At 67.9% G+C, this 14,600-nt stretch carries 14 protein-coding genes and 2 tRNA genes; 11 read left to right on the plus strand and 5 right to left on the minus strand.

Features of this window, described 5'->3' with window-relative positions:
- Positions 1-187: 187 nt before the first annotated feature.
- From gyrB to EER30_RS35245, 10 genes are all read left to right on the plus strand, one after another.
- Complete coding sequence (gene gyrB, locus EER30_RS35205) at positions 188-2,197, plus strand: DNA topoisomerase (ATP-hydrolyzing) subunit B (RefSeq protein ID WP_127505388.1); 2,010 nt, start codon at positions 188-190, stop codon at positions 2,195-2,197.
- A gap of 115 nt (positions 2,198-2,312) precedes the next feature.
- On the plus strand, positions 2,313-4,820 hold the full coding sequence (gene gyrA / locus EER30_RS35210; RefSeq protein ID WP_127505172.1) for a DNA gyrase subunit A: 2,508 nt from the start codon (positions 2,313-2,315) through the stop codon (positions 4,818-4,820).
- A 3-nt stretch (positions 4,821-4,823) separates the two neighbouring features.
- The gene (locus EER30_RS35215; protein ID WP_127505174.1) at positions 4,824-5,681 is read left to right on the plus strand and encodes a DUF3566 domain-containing protein; all 858 of its coding nucleotides are present in this window, start codon (positions 4,824-4,826) and stop codon (positions 5,679-5,681) included.
- 80 nt (positions 5,682-5,761) lie between these two features.
- Positions 5,762-5,835: transfer RNA gene (locus EER30_RS35220), tRNA-Ile, on the plus strand.
- Between the two features lie 221 nt (positions 5,836-6,056).
- Positions 6,057-6,185 carry a DLW-39 family protein gene (locus EER30_RS49005; RefSeq protein WP_240670504.1) on the plus strand — a complete coding sequence of 43 codons (129 nt, stop codon included), beginning with the start codon at positions 6,057-6,059 and terminating at the stop codon, positions 6,183-6,185.
- A 13-nt stretch (positions 6,186-6,198) separates the two neighbouring features.
- Positions 6,199-6,271 (plus strand) — tRNA-Ala (locus EER30_RS35230).
- Between the two features lie 270 nt (positions 6,272-6,541).
- Complete coding sequence (locus EER30_RS49010) at positions 6,542-7,123, plus strand: DUF6461 domain-containing protein (RefSeq protein ID WP_240670493.1); 582 nt, start codon at positions 6,542-6,544, stop codon at positions 7,121-7,123.
- Positions 7,124-7,181: 58 nt separating this feature from the next.
- Positions 7,182-7,724, plus strand: a complete 543-nt coding sequence (locus EER30_RS35235; protein ID WP_240670494.1) for a helix-turn-helix domain-containing protein — start codon at positions 7,182-7,184, stop codon at positions 7,722-7,724.
- 107 nt (positions 7,725-7,831) lie between these two features.
- On the plus strand, positions 7,832-9,124 hold the full coding sequence (locus tag EER30_RS35240) for an SAM-dependent methyltransferase (protein WP_127505178.1): 1,293 nt from the start codon (positions 7,832-7,834) through the stop codon (positions 9,122-9,124).
- 146 nt (positions 9,125-9,270) lie between these two features.
- Entirely contained in the window at positions 9,271-9,669 is a 399-nt protein-coding gene (locus tag EER30_RS35245) for an NUDIX domain-containing protein (protein ID WP_127505179.1), read from the plus strand.
- Here the strand turns inward: EER30_RS35245 and EER30_RS48125 are convergent.
- On the minus strand, positions 9,647-10,429 hold the full coding sequence (locus EER30_RS48125) for a hypothetical protein (RefSeq protein WP_205650557.1): 783 nt from the start codon (positions 10,427-10,429) through the stop codon (positions 9,647-9,649). The two genes, EER30_RS35245 and EER30_RS48125, sit on opposite strands and share 23 nt — an antisense overlap.
- A 162-nt stretch (positions 10,430-10,591) precedes the next feature.
- Between EER30_RS48125 and EER30_RS35255 the strand changes: the two genes are divergently transcribed.
- The gene (locus EER30_RS35255; protein ID WP_127505390.1) at positions 10,592-11,140 is read left to right on the plus strand and encodes a YbaK/EbsC family protein; all 549 of its coding nucleotides are present in this window, start codon (positions 10,592-10,594) and stop codon (positions 11,138-11,140) included.
- A 33-nt stretch (positions 11,141-11,173) separates the two neighbouring features.
- Here EER30_RS35255 and EER30_RS35260 read toward each other — a convergent pair whose 3' ends face one another.
- The 4 genes from EER30_RS35260 to EER30_RS35275 all read right to left on the minus strand — a co-directional run bounded on the left by EER30_RS35260 (position 11,174) and on the right by EER30_RS35275 (position 14,531).
- Positions 11,174-11,809, minus strand: coding sequence for a DsbA family oxidoreductase (locus EER30_RS35260; RefSeq protein WP_127505180.1), 636 nt, complete (start codon positions 11,807-11,809; stop codon positions 11,174-11,176).
- An 89-nt stretch (positions 11,810-11,898) separates the two neighbouring features.
- Complete coding sequence (locus EER30_RS35265; RefSeq protein WP_127505181.1) at positions 11,899-12,333, minus strand: SufE family protein; 435 nt, start codon at positions 12,331-12,333, stop codon at positions 11,899-11,901.
- A 46-nt stretch (positions 12,334-12,379) separates the two neighbouring features.
- On the minus strand, positions 12,380-12,769 hold the full coding sequence (locus EER30_RS35270; RefSeq protein WP_127505182.1) for a CBS domain-containing protein: 390 nt from the start codon (positions 12,767-12,769) through the stop codon (positions 12,380-12,382).
- Between the two features lie 28 nt (positions 12,770-12,797).
- Positions 12,798-14,531: a proline--tRNA ligase gene (locus tag EER30_RS35275; RefSeq protein ID WP_127505183.1), complete on the minus strand. Its 1,734-nt coding sequence runs from the start codon at positions 14,529-14,531 to the stop codon at positions 12,798-12,800.
- Positions 14,532-14,600: the final 69 nt, after the last annotated feature.

Here is a 14,600-nt window from a genome sequence, read left to right on the forward strand (position 1 = left end):
GCTTTGTCGCTGCCGTTCGGCTTTGTCTTGGACGAATCGGACCGCTGTCGTCACGCTACGCGGTTTTCCCAGCCGATCACGATCCGCGGGCCTGCCGCGGCGACCGGCGTGCACGGTTCCACCGGTGGTCCGCTCCTCTCCGCGGGTTGTCATCTGTGGCTCATCGTGCCTGCTGGTGGCCGCCCGCATGCCCGCCGACCCCGTGCGGGGCCCCAGCGGGTCAAGTGCGAGAAAGTGGCCGAGGGTGGCAGAGAACAAGCAGGAGTACGGTGCTGATTCAATCACCGTGCTGGAGGGTCTCGAGGCGGTCCGCAAGCGCCCAGGCATGTACATCGGTTCCACCGGCGAGCGGGGTCTGCACCACCTGGTCTGGGAGGTCGTCGACAACGCGGTCGACGAGGCCCTGGCCGGCTACTGCGACACGATCGACGTCGTTCTGCTCGCCGACGGTGGCGTGTCCGTGACCGACAACGGCCGCGGTTTCCCGGTCGACCTGCACCCCAAGCTCAAGAAGCCGGGCGTCGAGGTGGCGCTGACCGTGCTGCACGCCGGCGGCAAGTTCGACGGCAAGGCGTACGCGGTCTCCGGTGGTCTGCACGGCGTCGGCGTCTCGGTCGTGAACGCGCTCTCCAGCAAGATGTTCGTCGAGATCAACAAGTCCGGCAACGTCTGGCGTCAGCACTACACGGCGTCCAAGCCGGGTCCGCTCGAGAAGGGCGAGACCACCGACAAGACCGGCTCCATGGTGCAGTTCTGGCCCGACCCGACGGTCTTCGAGACGACCGAGTTCGACTGGCAGACGATCTACCGCCGGCTCCAGGAGATGGCGTTCCTCAACCGCGGTCTGACGATCAACCTCACCGACCTGCGGCCCGAGTCGGCCGACGACAAGGGTGAGCCGCGCAAGGTCTCCTTCATGTACGCGGGCGGCATCGCCGACTTCGTGCGCCACCTCAACGCCACCAAGAGCGCGATTCACAAGACCGTGATCGAGTTCGGCACCGAGGACAACGAAGCGCGCATGGCGGTCGAGATCGCGATGCAGTGGAACGAGTCGTACGGCGAGTCGGTCTACACCTTCGCCAACCGCATCAACACGCACGAGGGCGGCACCCACGAAGAGGGCTTCCGCGCCGCGCTGACCAGCGTCGTCAACCGGTACGGCAAGGACAAGAAGCTGCTCAAGGGCGACCAGAACCTCTCCGGTGAGGACATTCGCGAGGGCCTCGCCGCGATCATCTCGGTCACCCTGGCCAACCCCCAGTTCGAGGGCCAGACCAAGACGAAGCTCGGCAACACCGACATGAAGAGCTTCGTGCAGAAGGTCTGCAACGAGCAGCTCGCCGACTGGTTCGACCGCAACCCGGCCGACGCGAAGAGCATCATTACCAAGGCCGACCAGGCCGCCCGGGCCCGCATCGCGGCCCAGCAGGCGCGCAAGCTGGCCCGGCGTAAGTCGCTGCTCGAGTCGGGGTCGATGCCGGGCAAGCTGGCCGACTGCCAGTCCACCGACCCGCGCGAGTCGGAGCTGTTCATCGTCGAGGGTGACTCGGCCGGCGGCTCGGCCAAGCAGGGCCGCAACAGCCGCATCCAGGCGATCCTGCCGATCCGCGGCAAGATCCTGAACGTGGAGAAGGCCCGGATCGACCGGGTGCTCAAGAACAACGAGGTCCAGTCGCTGATCACCGCGCTGGGCACCGGCATCCACGAGGACTTCGACGTCGCCAAGCTGCGCTATCACAAGATCGTGCTGATGGCCGACGCCGACGTTGACGGTCAGCACATCCAGACGCTGCTGCTGACCCTGCTGTTCCGCTTCATGCGGCCACTGGTCGAGATGGGCCACGTCTACCTGGCCGCCCCGCCGCTCTACAAGATCAAGTGGAACAAGCGGGGCGACGACGCGCAGTACGCCTACTCCGACCGTGAGCGTGACGGGCTGATCGCGTTGCGTCAGCAGAAGAAGGCGAACGCCAAGCCCGACGACATCCAGCGGTTCAAGGGTCTCGGCGAGATGAACTTCCAGGAGCTGTGGGACACGACGATGGACCCGGCCACCCGAACGCTACGCCAAGTGACGCTCGACGACGCCGCGGTGGCCGACGAGCTCTTCAGCGTGCTGATGGGTGAGGACGTGGAGGCGCGGCGCTCGTTCATTCAGCGCAACGCCAAGGACGTGCGGTTCCTCGACATTTAGTTGACGTGGGGGGTTGCTGTATCCACAGCGGCCCCCCACTTTCCACAACCTTATCCACAGCCGGATGCGTATTTTCGCCGCACTTGTCTGGTTTTACCTTGAGTAAGGGTTAACAGTGACTGACACTCCCGAGACTTCCGACGGCGACGAGTTCCCCGAGACCGGCGGTGTGGCTCAGCGGGTCGAGCCCGTCGGCCTCGAGGTCGAGATGCAGCGGTCGTACCTCGACTACGCGATGAGCGTGATCGTGGGCCGCGCGCTGCCCGACGTCCGCGACGGCCTCAAGCCCGTCCACCGCAAGATCCTCTACGCGATGTACGACTCCGGCTTCCGCCCGGACCGCGGCTACGTCAAGTGCGCCCGCGTCGTCGGCGACGTGATGGGCAACTACCACCCGCACGGAGACTCGTCGATCTACGACGCCCTCGTGCGCATGGGCCAGCCGTGGTCGCTGCGCTACCGCTTGATCGACGGCAATGGCAACTTCGGTTCGCCGGGCAACGACCCGCCGGCGGCCATGCGGTACACCGAGTCGAAGCTCTCGCCTCTCGCGATGGAGATGCTGCGGGACATCGACGAGGACACCGTCGACATGCAGGACAACTACGACGGGCGTACGCAGGAACCGACGATTCTGCCCGCGCGGTTCCCCAACCTGCTGGTCAACGGCTCTGAGGGCATCGCCGTCGGCATGGCCACCAAGATCCCGCCGCACAACCTGCGCGAGATCGCCGCCGCCGTGCAGTGGGTGCTCGACCACCCCGAGGCCGACGAGCCGACCGTCCTCGAAGCGCTGCTCGAGATCGTCAAGGGCCCCGACTTCCCGACGTACGGCCTGATCGTGGGCCAGCAGGCGATCCAGGACGCGTACCGCACCGGTCGCGGTTCGATCCGCATGCGCGCCGTGGTCGAGGTCGAGGAGGACGCCCGTGGGCGCCCCTGCCTCGTCGTCACCGAACTGCCCTACCAGGTCAACCCGGACAACCTCGCCGAGCGCGTGGCCGAGCTGGTCAAGGAGGGCAAGCTCACCGGGATCGCCGACATCCGCGACGAGTCCTCCGGGCGTACGGGCTTGCGGTTGATCCTCGTCCTCAAGCGGGACGCGGTCGCCAAGGTCGTGCTGAACAACCTCTACAAGCACACCCAGCTGCAGGAGACGTTCGGCGCGAACATGCTGGCGCTGGTCGACGGCGTGCCGCGCACGCTCAACCTGGCCCAGTTCATCCTCTACTACGTCGAGCACCAGATCGAGGTCATCCGCCGGCGGACCGCGTACCGCCTGCGCAAGGCCGAGGAGCGCGCGCACATCCTGCGCGGCCTGGTCAAGGCGCTCGACGCCCTCGACGAGGTCATCGCCCTGATCCGGCGCTCGCCCACGGTCGAGGACGCTCGCTCGGGCCTGATCCAGCTCCTCGACATCGATGAGGTGCAGGCCGGCGCGATCCTCGACATGCAGCTGCGTCGCCTGGCCGCCCTCGAGCGCCAGAAGATCATCGACGAGCTGGGCAAGATCGAGATCGAAATCGCCGACCTCAAGGACATCCTGGCCAAGCCGGAGCGGCAGCGGGCGATCGTCTCCGACGAGCTCGGTGAGATCGTCCAGAAGTACGGCGACGACCGTCGGACGCAGATCATCCCGTTCGATGGCGAGGTCTCGATGGAAGACCTCATCACGCGCGAAGACGTTGTGGTGACGATCACACGGACCGGTTACGCGAAGCGCACCAAGGTCGACCTCTACCGCTCGCAGAAGCGCGGTGGCAAGGGCGTCAGCGGTGCCACGCTGCGCCAGGACGACATCGTGTCGCACTTCTTCGTGATCTCGACCCACGACTGGATGCTGTTCTTCACCAACAAGGGACGTGTCTACCGGGCCAAGGCGTACGAGTTGCCGGAAGCGGCCCGGGTGGCGAAGGGCCAGCACGTCGCGAACCTGCTGGCGTTCCAGCCCGACGAGCACATCACCCAAGTCATCCAGATCCCGAATTACCAGGTCGAGCCCTACCTTGTGCTCGCCACCAAGAATGGTCTCGTGAAGAAGACCCGGCTCGAGGAATTTGACTCCAACCGAAGCGGTGGCATCATCGCCATCAACCTTCGGGAGGACGACGAGTTGGTGGGTGCTGCGCTGGTGTCTTCGGAGAACGACCTTCTCCTGGTTTCCAAGCACGCCCAGGCGATCCGATTCAACGCAACCGATGAGGCGCTGCGTCCTATGGGTAGGGCCACCTCGGGAGTGATCGGCATGCGGTTCAGCGACAACGACGAGCTCCTGGCCATGGAAGTGGTTCGGGAGGGTATGGATGTGTTGGTCGCCACCAATGGTGGGTATGCGAAGCGCACACCGATCGAGGAGTATCCCGTGCAGGGCAGGGGCGGCAAGGGCGTCCTCACCGCGAAGATCACGGAGCGCCGTGGTGGACTGGTGGGTGCACTCGTGATCAGCCCCGAGGATGAACTATTTGCCATCACCAGCAATGGTGGTGTCATCCGGACTCCCGTGAAGCCTGTACGGCGCACACGGGATCGGAACACAATGGGGGTCAAGCTGATGGACCTCCCAGAAGGTGTAACCATCGTGGCGCTTGCTCGCAATGCCGACGAGCCTGACGAACAGGACTAGTTGATGCCGGAGACACAGGCGAAGTCGGGGGCCACGGGGAGCTCAGCGACTCCGAACGAGGCGGCCAAGAAGGACGGCGCCGCCCCGAACGGACGCGAGGCCGCGGCTCGTGCGGCGACCCCCGCCGATGCCCCGTCCCCGCCGAAGTTCACCCGGGCGCCGGGCATGGCCCCGCCGCCCGGTGAACCCGCCGACCAGGACGGCTCCGACGCCAAACGGCCGGGACCGGCCGTCAAGGGCTCGGCCAGCGTGCCGACCGTGACCAAGGGCAAAGGTGCCGCCCCCGGCAGCACCTCCGGCCGGGTCAGCGTGCCGCCGGCCGGTAAGCCCGGCTCGAGCACCGGTCCGCAGCAGCGGCCCGGCGGCTCGACCGGCAGCGTCACGCCTCCCGCCGGGGCCACCGGCTCCGCCGCGGTCGGCGCGGCCCGCGTCACCGAGGTGGTGCGCTCGGCGCGGTCCACGGTCACGTCGGCGGCCGCCCGCGGCCCCCGGCGGGCCCGGCTCAACCTCAAGCGGATCGACCCCTGGTCCGTCATGAAGTTCTCGTTCGCCGTCTCGGTCGTGCTCTTCATCGTGGTCGTCGTCGCCACCTCGGTGCTCTACCTCGCGCTCGACGCCATGGGCGTCTGGACCGAGGTCAACACGAGCCTCAAGGAGCTGGTGAACGCCAGCGGCGGCGACGAGGCGTCGGCGAGCGGTGGCTTCCAGGTGACCGCCTGGGGCGTCATCGGCACGTCGATGCTCATCGGTGCGGTAAACGTTGTTCTGTTCACAGCGCTGGCCACGCTGGGTGCCTTCATCTACAACGTCTGCGCCGACCTGGTGGGCGGGGTCGAGCTGACCCTCGCCGAGCGGGACTGACGGACGATCTTGGGTTCGGGAGCCACCCCCCGTTTTGGTGGCTCCCACCCCGGTGCGGTAACCTTCGGTGTCGCACTTGAGGGGCTATAGCTCAGTCGGTTAGAGCGCAGAGCTGATAACTCTGAGGTCGCTGGTTCGATTCCAGCTAGCCCCACGAGCGTCGGCGGCCCCTGTCCACGGAAAGCGTGGACCGGGGCCGCTCGTTATGCTGGCTCAGGGGGGCCGAGCCCCCTGAAACCCCACGTTGCGGTGGTCGCTCTGAGCGTCCTGGTTACGCTCGGGTCTGAGCGTCCTGGTTACGCTCGGGTGGTGCTCGTGGCCTGGCGGCCACATCCAAGCTTCGCTTCATTTGGGTCGTTCGGGATGGAGAGCCTTATGCTTAAGAAGCTCCTGATTGTTGCCGGCGTTGTTGGTGCGGCGGCCTTGATCTTCAAGAAGGTTAAGGCGTCCAGCGATGAGCGGGCGTTGTGGCACGAGGCCACTACCGCGCCTGACCTTCGATAAAGGCCGGGGTTCGGGGGCCCTAGCTCAACTGGCAGAGCACCGCCTTTGCAAGGCGGGGGTTAGGGGTTCAAGTCCCCTGGGCTCCACTCGAAAATCTCGTCCCTTCGGCTTTGGCCGGAGGGACTTTTTGCTGTCCTGTGAGGACTGCTCAGGCGCTTTGTGGTGGTCTGAAGCGCCTGGGCGTGAATCGGAGTCGCGTGGCTGGTCCGGGGGGTCGTGGGGTGGGGGCGTTTGATCTACTGGGCGGCGTGCGGCGGCGTGCTTTTTTGAGTCTTCTGGCCGGTGGGCTGTTGGCGGGGTGTGGAGCCCGGGCCGAGCCTGCGGTGGTGCCGTCGACTTCGCCTCGCGGGAACGCGGTGGCGGGTGACTACGGGTGGTTCTCGCAGGTTGGTGACCTGAGCAAAGGGTTTTGCTTTGTTTGGGTGCTCGGGGTGCGGCCCGTGCAGGTGCTTGAACGCATGGGGGCCGATGAGCTCGAACGCATCGGGTGGCAGCAACTCGTCGGGGCCGGGGACGGGCAGCGCGGAGTGACCGACAAGCGGTACTTCGGGGTGTCCCGGATCTCGGATGACTGGTCGTTGGTGGTGGAGGACAACGGCTCGCTCGGGCGGGCTGACGAGCTGCTGCGGCCGTTGTCGGTGGGGACCAAGGTTGTGGTGGTCCATCGGGATGCGGACGGTCGTGGGCGGTTCCTGCTGCTGGAGGACCAGTCCGTGCGGCTCGACTTCGACCCGATGTCGGACGGGCCCCGTGCGGGGGCCGCGGCCGCGGCTTTGAACCCGACGGTTGAGGCGTCGGGATTCGATGGGGCGGCTGAGCCCGCACGGCGGACTGCGGCCGCGTTTGCGCTGGCCGAACGACTTACCGGCGTACGGCTTGATCTTGAGGTTTTGCGGGGTCGAACGTATCTGTTCAGCGTGGTGCCGGCGCCTCTCTGAAAGAGTCAATAGCCGTTCGGTTGTTGCATCGCGGTGGCGTGGGAGACACTATCCTCGTGTGACCAAGCGCACAACTGAGCTGCTCACCATTGGTGAGGCGGCGATCCTGCTGAAGTTTCCGCGGCGGCGGGCGCTGGATCTTTGCGCGCGCGGGCTCCTGCCGTACGTCAGTCTTGGGCGGCAGTGGCGGGTGCGCCGGGAGGACGTCGAGGCGCTCATCCACCCTGTGCTGACGCGGGCCGAGCTGGAGCAGCTCTGGTTGCATCAGGCCGTCGCTACGAGATTCACGGCGCAGCCGGGTGCGGTACGCGCGATCGCGGAGATCAATCTGCGCCGGCTGCGACGCCTTCACCCGGGCGGCCGGGAGTGGGACTGGCTCGAACGGTGGGAAGTGCTGCTGTCGGGCGAACCGGAGGCTGTGCTGGACGCGCTCACGTCGCCGGCGCAATACGCGGTCAAGTTGCGTTCCGCGTCGCCGTTCGTGGGCGTACTGTCCGAAAGGGAGCGTCGCACGGTGCTCGATGCCCTGACGGAGAGCCGCCGTGACCAGGTCCGTCCGCTGCGGCTGGCCAGTCTCGTGCGAGTCATGCGCGCTGTGTGAGTCCTCGATCACAAAACAAGAAAAGGGTCTTATGTAACTCGGCGCGTCGGGCGGATAGTGAATCGGTTCCAAGATTCGGTCGCGCGATGTGCGCCCGGGAGGTACCGATGCCGACCACCATCCCCCATTCCACTACCGCGACGAAGCTGCAGGGCGTTCTCGAAGCGCTGCTGCAGACTCCTCTGCCCATGCGCGTGCGCGCCTGGGACGGTTCCACCGCTGGCCCGGCCGACGGGCCGACGCTGGTGATCAAGCATCGCCGCGCGCTGCGCCGGTTGATGTGGCAGCCCAACGAGCTGGGTCTCGCCCGTGCCTACGTCGCCGGCGAGCTCGACGTCGAGGGCGACCTCTACGACGCCCTCGTTCGCCTGGCCGCGCTGGTCTGGCGCGCGCCCGACGTCAAAGATGTGCCGATCCGGGCGGTCGCGGGCGACCTCGTGCGCCTGGGCGTGCTCGGCACGCAGCCCAAGCCGCCGCCGGAGGAGATGGTCGTCAGCGGCGCCCGGCACAGCAAGCGGCGCGACCGGCAGGCGATCAGCCACCACTACGACGTGGGCAACGACTTCTATCGCCTCGTCCTCGGGCCGAGCATGGTCTATTCGTGCGCCTACTGGACGTCCGACCGGCCCGGCTACGACCTGGCCGACGCGCAGCGCGACAAGCTCGACCTGATCTGCCGCAAGCTCGGCCTGCAGCCCGGTCAGAGGCTGCTCGACGTCGGCTGCGGCTGGGGCAGTCTGGCGATCCACGCGGCCCGGGAGTACGGGGTGCAGGTCGTCGGCATCACCCTTTCGACCGAGCAGGCCGAGTTTGCCCGCAAGCAGGTCGCCGAGGCCGGCCTGGCCGGACAGGTGGAGATCCGGATCGAGGACTATCGCGACCTCGAGGACGGGCCCTACGACGCGATCTCGAGCGTGGGCATGGCCGAGCACGTCGGCACCGAGCCCTACGCGGAATATGCGGCGATCCTCTACGCCCAGCTCAAGCCGGGCGGACGGCTGCTCAACCACCAGATCTCGCGACTGCACCTGCCCGCCAAGCAGCCGCATCAGGCGCGCAGCTTCATCGACGCATACGTCTTCCCGGACGGTGAGCTGGCGCCGGTGGGCACCACGGTCACGCTGCTCGAGCAGGCCGGCTTCGAGGTACGCGACGTGCACGCGCTGCGTGAGCACTACGGGAAGACGCTGCGGGAGTGGGTCGCGAACCTGGAATCGGAGTGGGCGACGGCCGTGCGGCTGACCAGTCCGGGACGCGCTCGCGTGTGGCGGCTCTACATGGCGGCGTCGGCGCTCGCCTTCGAGCAGTCACGCATCGGAGTGAACCAGGTCTTGGCCGTCAAGGATCACCGTGACGGAGCGGCAGATATGCCGGCGACTCGGAGTGACTACTCGGTCTGATCGGTTTCGGACTACGTCGATGTCTCTGTCCGATCTGTCCTCATCGGTCGGTGACGCTTCCGTTACGCGGGAACGAATGTGGGCGTTATCCACAGGCTTCGAAGTTGTCGTGCGGAACGTGGCCGGAGCCGGTTAGCCTGCGTTTCGTGAGCGAACGAAAACGGGCCGCCGCCGTGATCGTGCGGGACGGCCGTGTACTGATGGTGCACGAGCGCAGCCGACGATCCGGTGGCGGTGAGTGGTGGACCCTGCCGGGCGGTGGCATCGAACCCGGCGAGACCGCCGAGCAAGCCGTGAAGCGGGAGGTCTTCGAGGAGACCGGCCTGGTGGTGAGCCATGCCCGCTACGTCCTTGAAATGCCCTATCCCTCGGGGATGACCTCGGTGTTCTCGGTGACCGTGGCCGACGGCGAGCCGCGGGTCGGCGCCGATGACGGGGTCGGGCCCGAGACGCTCGGGCTCGACTGGCTGCCCGCGCCCGAGCTGCCGACGGAGACGAACGGTGGCGTCCCGGTCCCGCCGATCATCGTGGTGCTTCCGACCTGATGGCGGCCGCCCGTCCGGTCGTGAAGGTGGCCGGGCTCGGCAGCGATGCCGGGTGGCTGTGGGCGGGCAGGGTCGAGTTGTGTCCGGCGGCGTGCGAGCGGGTCATCGGGCCGTGGCCGGCGGTGGGAGCGTGGCCTTGGTGACGGCGTCGCAGAACAGCACCGTCGGCTGCGGTGTCATCAGCGCTGGGTCGCGCGGTCGGGTCTTGAGCGTTGGGTCGCGCCGTGGCGTTCTGGGTGCTGGGCCGTGCGGCGGTGTCTTGACCGCTGGGCGGTGCGGTTGTGTTTTGGGTGCTGGGCGGCGCCGTGGTGTTTTGGGTGCTGGGCGTGGGTGCGGCGTTCTGGGTGCCGGGCGTCTCGGTGGTATCCCGGGTGTTCGATCCGGTGGCGATGCGCGCAGTCTCTGTGGCGCAGCGCTCCGCGGCGGCGGGCTCGTGCGGCGGCGGGGTTTGTGCGGCCAGTGTGCGGCGGCGTTCGGTCACGAAGAAGGCGCAGCAGGCGATGTAGGCGACGGCCAGCACCAGACCCAGGCCCCGCGTCGGCCAGGTGTCGAAGACCAGGATGCTCGTCAGCAGCGCGACCTCGGCCCACACGCCCAGCAATACGGCGTTTGTCGTGTCCTCGCGCGTCCACCGAGATTGAGCACGGCGGGCCTGCCGCTTCATCTCCTCGATCAGCGAGTGGCCCAATCCGAGCGTGAGAGTGCCGAGCAGTAACGTCGCCGACAACGACTGGTGGTCCCCGCCCACCGCGGCGGACATGGCGGTACCGCCGGCGAGCAAGGCCAGCCCACCGACGGTCCCGATCCGTCCTTCACGACGCTCCTTCACAATCCCTGACGGTCGGCAGCCGGGGCCGCATCCTGAGGAAGTCCGCCCGCCATCATGACGACGGCGAAGTATTGAGCAAGGATTGCGGTCGTGATGGGAAGCCTGAAGCTCGAACCCGCCCGATCCCGCCCCGACCTGCTGGCCGTTCCGGTCGCCAAGGCCCTCGCTGTCTGGCCCGGCGATGCGCCGATCGACGCCGACCAGGTCCTGGTCGCCCCGATCGACGCGAACCTGGCCGACACGGCTGCCTTCTGCGAGGCGTACGACGTGGGTCTGGACGTCTCGGCGAACTGCGTGATCGTTGCCGGCAAGCGGGGCGAGATCGTGCGTTATGCGGCCTGCATCATCCTGGCCACCACCCGCGCCGACGTGAACGGCGTGGTGCGCAAGCGGCTCGACGTGCGCAAGTGCAGCTTCGCGCCGATGGACGACGCGGTCCGCCTGACCGGCATGGAGTACGGCGGCATCACCCCGATCGGCCTGCCCGCCGACTGGCCGATCCTGGTCGATGCCCGCGTCGCCGCCGCCCCGCACGTGATCATCGGTTCCGGCGTGCGGCACAGCAAGATCGTTATCGCGGGACCGGCGCTGGGTGCCCTGCCGGGCGCCGAGGTGATCGAAGATCTGGCCCGCCCGGTCTGATAGGCGTACGTCGATAAGGTTTCACGTGGAACATCATCGACCGGCGTCGACGGCCTCGCGTCGGGCGATCTCGTGCAGGGCCGACACCAGGCTCGACGTCTCCTGGGCGCCCTGCACGGCGTACTTCCCGTCGATGACGAAGAACGGCACGCTTGAGATGCCCAACTCGCGGGCCTCGGCCAGGTCGGCGTGCACGGCGCCGGTGCCCGCCTCGGACGAGAGGTAGGCACCGGCGGCAGCCGCGTCGAGACCGATCGACCAGGCCACCGAGGCGAGCACCTTGTGCGAGCCGAGGTCTAGCCCGTCGCTGAAGTGTGCCCGTTGCAGGGCCTCGAGCATCTCGGCCTGACGCTCCTGACCGGCGGCCCACGCGATCAGCCGGTGGCTGTCGAACGTGTTGGCCGTGATCGCCCGGTCGAAGTCGAAGCGCAGCCCTTCACCGGCGCCGAGCGCGGTGACGTGGGCATATCGCTGACCGACCTGCTCGCCGAACTTGGCCGCCGCGACCTCCTTGGCCGGCCGGCCCTCCGAGATGCGGGAGGGGTCGAGCTGGAAAGCCCGGAATGTCACAGTGACGTCCCCGCCGAACTGGGCGATTGCCGCTTCCAGCCGCCGCTTGCCGAGGTAACACCACGGGCACACGACGTCGGACCAGACCTGAATATCCACAAGGGCCTCCGTCGGCGAGGGGTGGGGTGACGGGCGAGGGGTGGGTGACGGCGAAGGGTGGGGTGACGGCGAAGGGTGGGGGTGAGGGGTCAGGGGGCGACGGTCTGGGCGGCGACCTGGCGCTTCAGGCGGGCCAGGATGGCTGAGCCGCCTCGGATTCTCAGGGGGCTGATCGCCTGGGCCAGGCCCATGCGGGCGTAGAGGTCGTCGGGAACGGCGAGGATCTCGGCGGCTGTCGCGCCCTCCAGGCCCTCGGCGAGGATGCCCGCGAAGGCGCGAGTGGTCGGCGCCTCGGGCGGGCAGTCGAACCACGTCTCGACCGTGTCGTCAGGGCGAACCACGGCCTTGAGGAAGAACTGGGTCTGGCACTCCGGCACCTGCTCCATGCCGTCGTGCCCGGCGAGGTCGGCCGGTAGCGGCGGCATGGCGTCGGCGAACTCGAGCAGCATCTCGAGCACCAGCTCGCGCGGCGCCGAGGCGAACTCCTCGACGATCTCGGCGAGTTTCGGGGGCATGTCGGTCACGGCTCCGACGATAACGCGACCACCCCACACAACCGTCCGAGAGTTCTCAGGCCGCGGTGGACGTCGGCATCAGCGCCACGTCACTGAGGCTGAGGATGCCCACCACCTTGCGATCCGCGTCGCAGACCAACAGGCGGCGGACGCCGCGCTCGCGCATGGCCTGCACCGCCTCGTCGACCGTGGCCGACTGCTCCACCATGATCAGCTCATGGGACGTGATGTCGCCGAGAGAGGTCGTACGTGGGGGCAGGTTTTCGGCTATGGCCCGCACCACGATGTCGCGGTCGGTGACCACGCCCACCATCGTCGGGCCGCGGGTGACCACGACGTCGCCGATGCCTCGGTCGCGCATCACCTGCGCGGCCTCATCCAGCATCGTCGCCTCCGGCAGGTAGACCACCTGCCGGGTCATGACGTCGGCGACCGGCTTGGCCATTCGCGAACACCTCCCGTTGGGAATGGAGTTACCCGAGTGCTTCCCTGATTACACGCGGTATGTCCGTGACCGCCACCTCGTCACGCGACCCGGTGCGGCGATCGCGAACCTCGACGATGCCTTCACCCAGCCGCCGCCCGACCACGATGGACCTCGCGACACCGATCAGCTCGGCGTCGGTGAACTTCACCCCGGCCGAGATGTTCGGCCGGTCGTCGACGAGGACCCGCAGACCCGCCTCGACCAGCGAAGCACCCAGGGCGAGCGCCGCCTCGACCTGACCGTCCTTACCGGCCGCCACGATGTGCACATCGGCCGGAGCGACCTCGTCGGGCCAGAGCAGTCCACGTTCGTCGTTGTGCTGCTCGGCGATCGCCGCGACAGCCCGGGAGACCCCGATCCCGTACGACCCCATGGTCGGCCGAACCGGTTTGCCGTCCACTCCCAGCACGTCGACCTTGAACGCGTCGGTGTATCGCCGGCCGAGCTGGAAGATGTGGCCGATCTCGATGCCTCGTCGCATGGTCAGTTCGCCGTCCCGGCACGAGGGGCACGGGTCGCCGGCGCGCACCTCGGCCGCCTCGATCGTGCCGTCGGCGGTGAAGTCGCGCCCGGCCACCACATTGATCGCGTGCCGGCCGGCCTCGTTGGCGCCGGTGAGCCAGGCCGTGCCGGGCGCGACACGCGGGTCGGCCAGGTAGCGCGCCTTGATGCCCTGCGGGCCGATGTAGCCCTTGACCAGATCGGGCCGTGCCGAGAAGTCGTCGAAGAGGGTGGCCGTGGCCGGGGCCAGGGCGGCGTCGAGCCGCTTGAGGTCGACCTCGCGATCGCCGGGCACGCCGATCACCAGCACCTCGTCGTCGCCACCGGGGCGGTGCACCGTGACGACGACGTTCTTGAGGGTGTCGGCCGCCGTCCAGTCGGTGCGGCCGCCGAGCGCGCGGGTGTTGGCCAGCTCGACCAGCGAGGCGATCGTCGGGGTGCCGGGGGTGTCGTGCACCTCGAGCGGCCGCGCGGTCATCTCGGGCGAGGGCGGCGCCGGGGTCACGACCGCCTCCGTGTTCGCCGCGTAGGAACAGGACGTGCAACCGACGTACGTGTCCTCGCCCACCTCGGCTGTGGCGAGGAACTCCTCGGAGGCCGAGCCGCCCATCGCCCCCGACATCGCGGCGACGATCGTGTGCGACAGCCCCAACCTCGTGAACGCCCGCTGATAGGCCGCGCGCATGGTGGCGTACGCCTGGGTCAGCTCTTGATCGGTCAGCGAGAACGAGTAGGCGTCTTTCATCAGGAACTCGCGGCCGCGCAGCAGGCCACCGCGGGGCCGGGCCTCGTCGCGGTACTTCGTCTGCACCTGGAAGAGCACCAGGGGAAAGTCCCGGTACGAACTGGTCATGTCCTGCACGAGCAGGGTGAACATCTCTTCGTGGGTGGGCGCGAGCAGGTAGTCGGAGCCGCGCCGGTCGTGCAGCGTGAAGATGTCGTCGCCGTACTCGGTCCAGCGGTTGCTGACGTCGTAGGGCTCGCGCGGCAGCAGCGCCGGGAACGACACCTCTTGCGCGCCGACGGCCAGCATCTCGTCGCGCACGATCGCGGTGACCCGGTCGAGCACCAGCTTGCCGAGCGGGAGCCAGGTGTAACCACCCGGGGCGGCGCGACGGATGTAACCGGCGCGCAGCAGCAGCCGATGACTCGGCACCTCCGCGTCCGCCGGCTCCTCGCGCAGGGTCTTGAGAAGCAAGGTGGACATTCGCAACAGCATGCGCAGCAGCGTAGGGAGGATCACCGCCGAAAGCAGGTCATTAACGGGGTGTCGTGATCGTCACGCTAC

Source organism: Actinoplanes solisilvae, from assembly GCF_003999975.1.
GTDB lineage: Bacteria > Actinomycetota > Actinomycetes > Mycobacteriales > Micromonosporaceae > Actinoplanes > Actinoplanes solisilvae.

What these genes read in the sequence shown, in the direction of transcription:
- gyrB (WP_127505388.1), top strand. Translation starts at nt 188, where the DNA reads ATGCCCGCCGACCCCGTGCGGGGCCCCAGCGGGTCAAGTGCGAGAAAG.
- EER30_RS35215 (WP_127505174.1), top strand. Translation starts at nt 4,824, where the DNA reads ATGCCGGAGACACAGGCGAAGTCGGGGGCCACGGGGAGCTCAGCGACT.
- EER30_RS49005 (WP_240670504.1), top strand. Translation starts at nt 6,057, where the DNA reads ATGCTTAAGAAGCTCCTGATTGTTGCCGGCGTTGTTGGTGCGGCGGCC.
- EER30_RS35240 (WP_127505178.1), top strand. Translation starts at nt 7,832, where the DNA reads ATGCCGACCACCATCCCCCATTCCACTACCGCGACGAAGCTGCAGGGC.
- EER30_RS48125 (WP_205650557.1), bottom strand. Translation starts at nt 10,429, where the DNA reads ATGTCCGCCGCGGTGGGCGGGGACCACCAGTCGTTGTCGGCGACGTTA.
- EER30_RS35255 (WP_127505390.1), top strand. Translation starts at nt 10,592, where the DNA reads ATGGGAAGCCTGAAGCTCGAACCCGCCCGATCCCGCCCCGACCTGCTG.
- EER30_RS35270 (WP_127505182.1), bottom strand. Translation starts at nt 12,769, where the DNA reads ATGGCCAAGCCGGTCGCCGACGTCATGACCCGGCAGGTGGTCTACCTG.
- EER30_RS35275 (WP_127505183.1), bottom strand. Translation starts at nt 14,531, where the DNA reads ATGCTGTTGCGAATGTCCACCTTGCTTCTCAAGACCCTGCGCGAGGAG.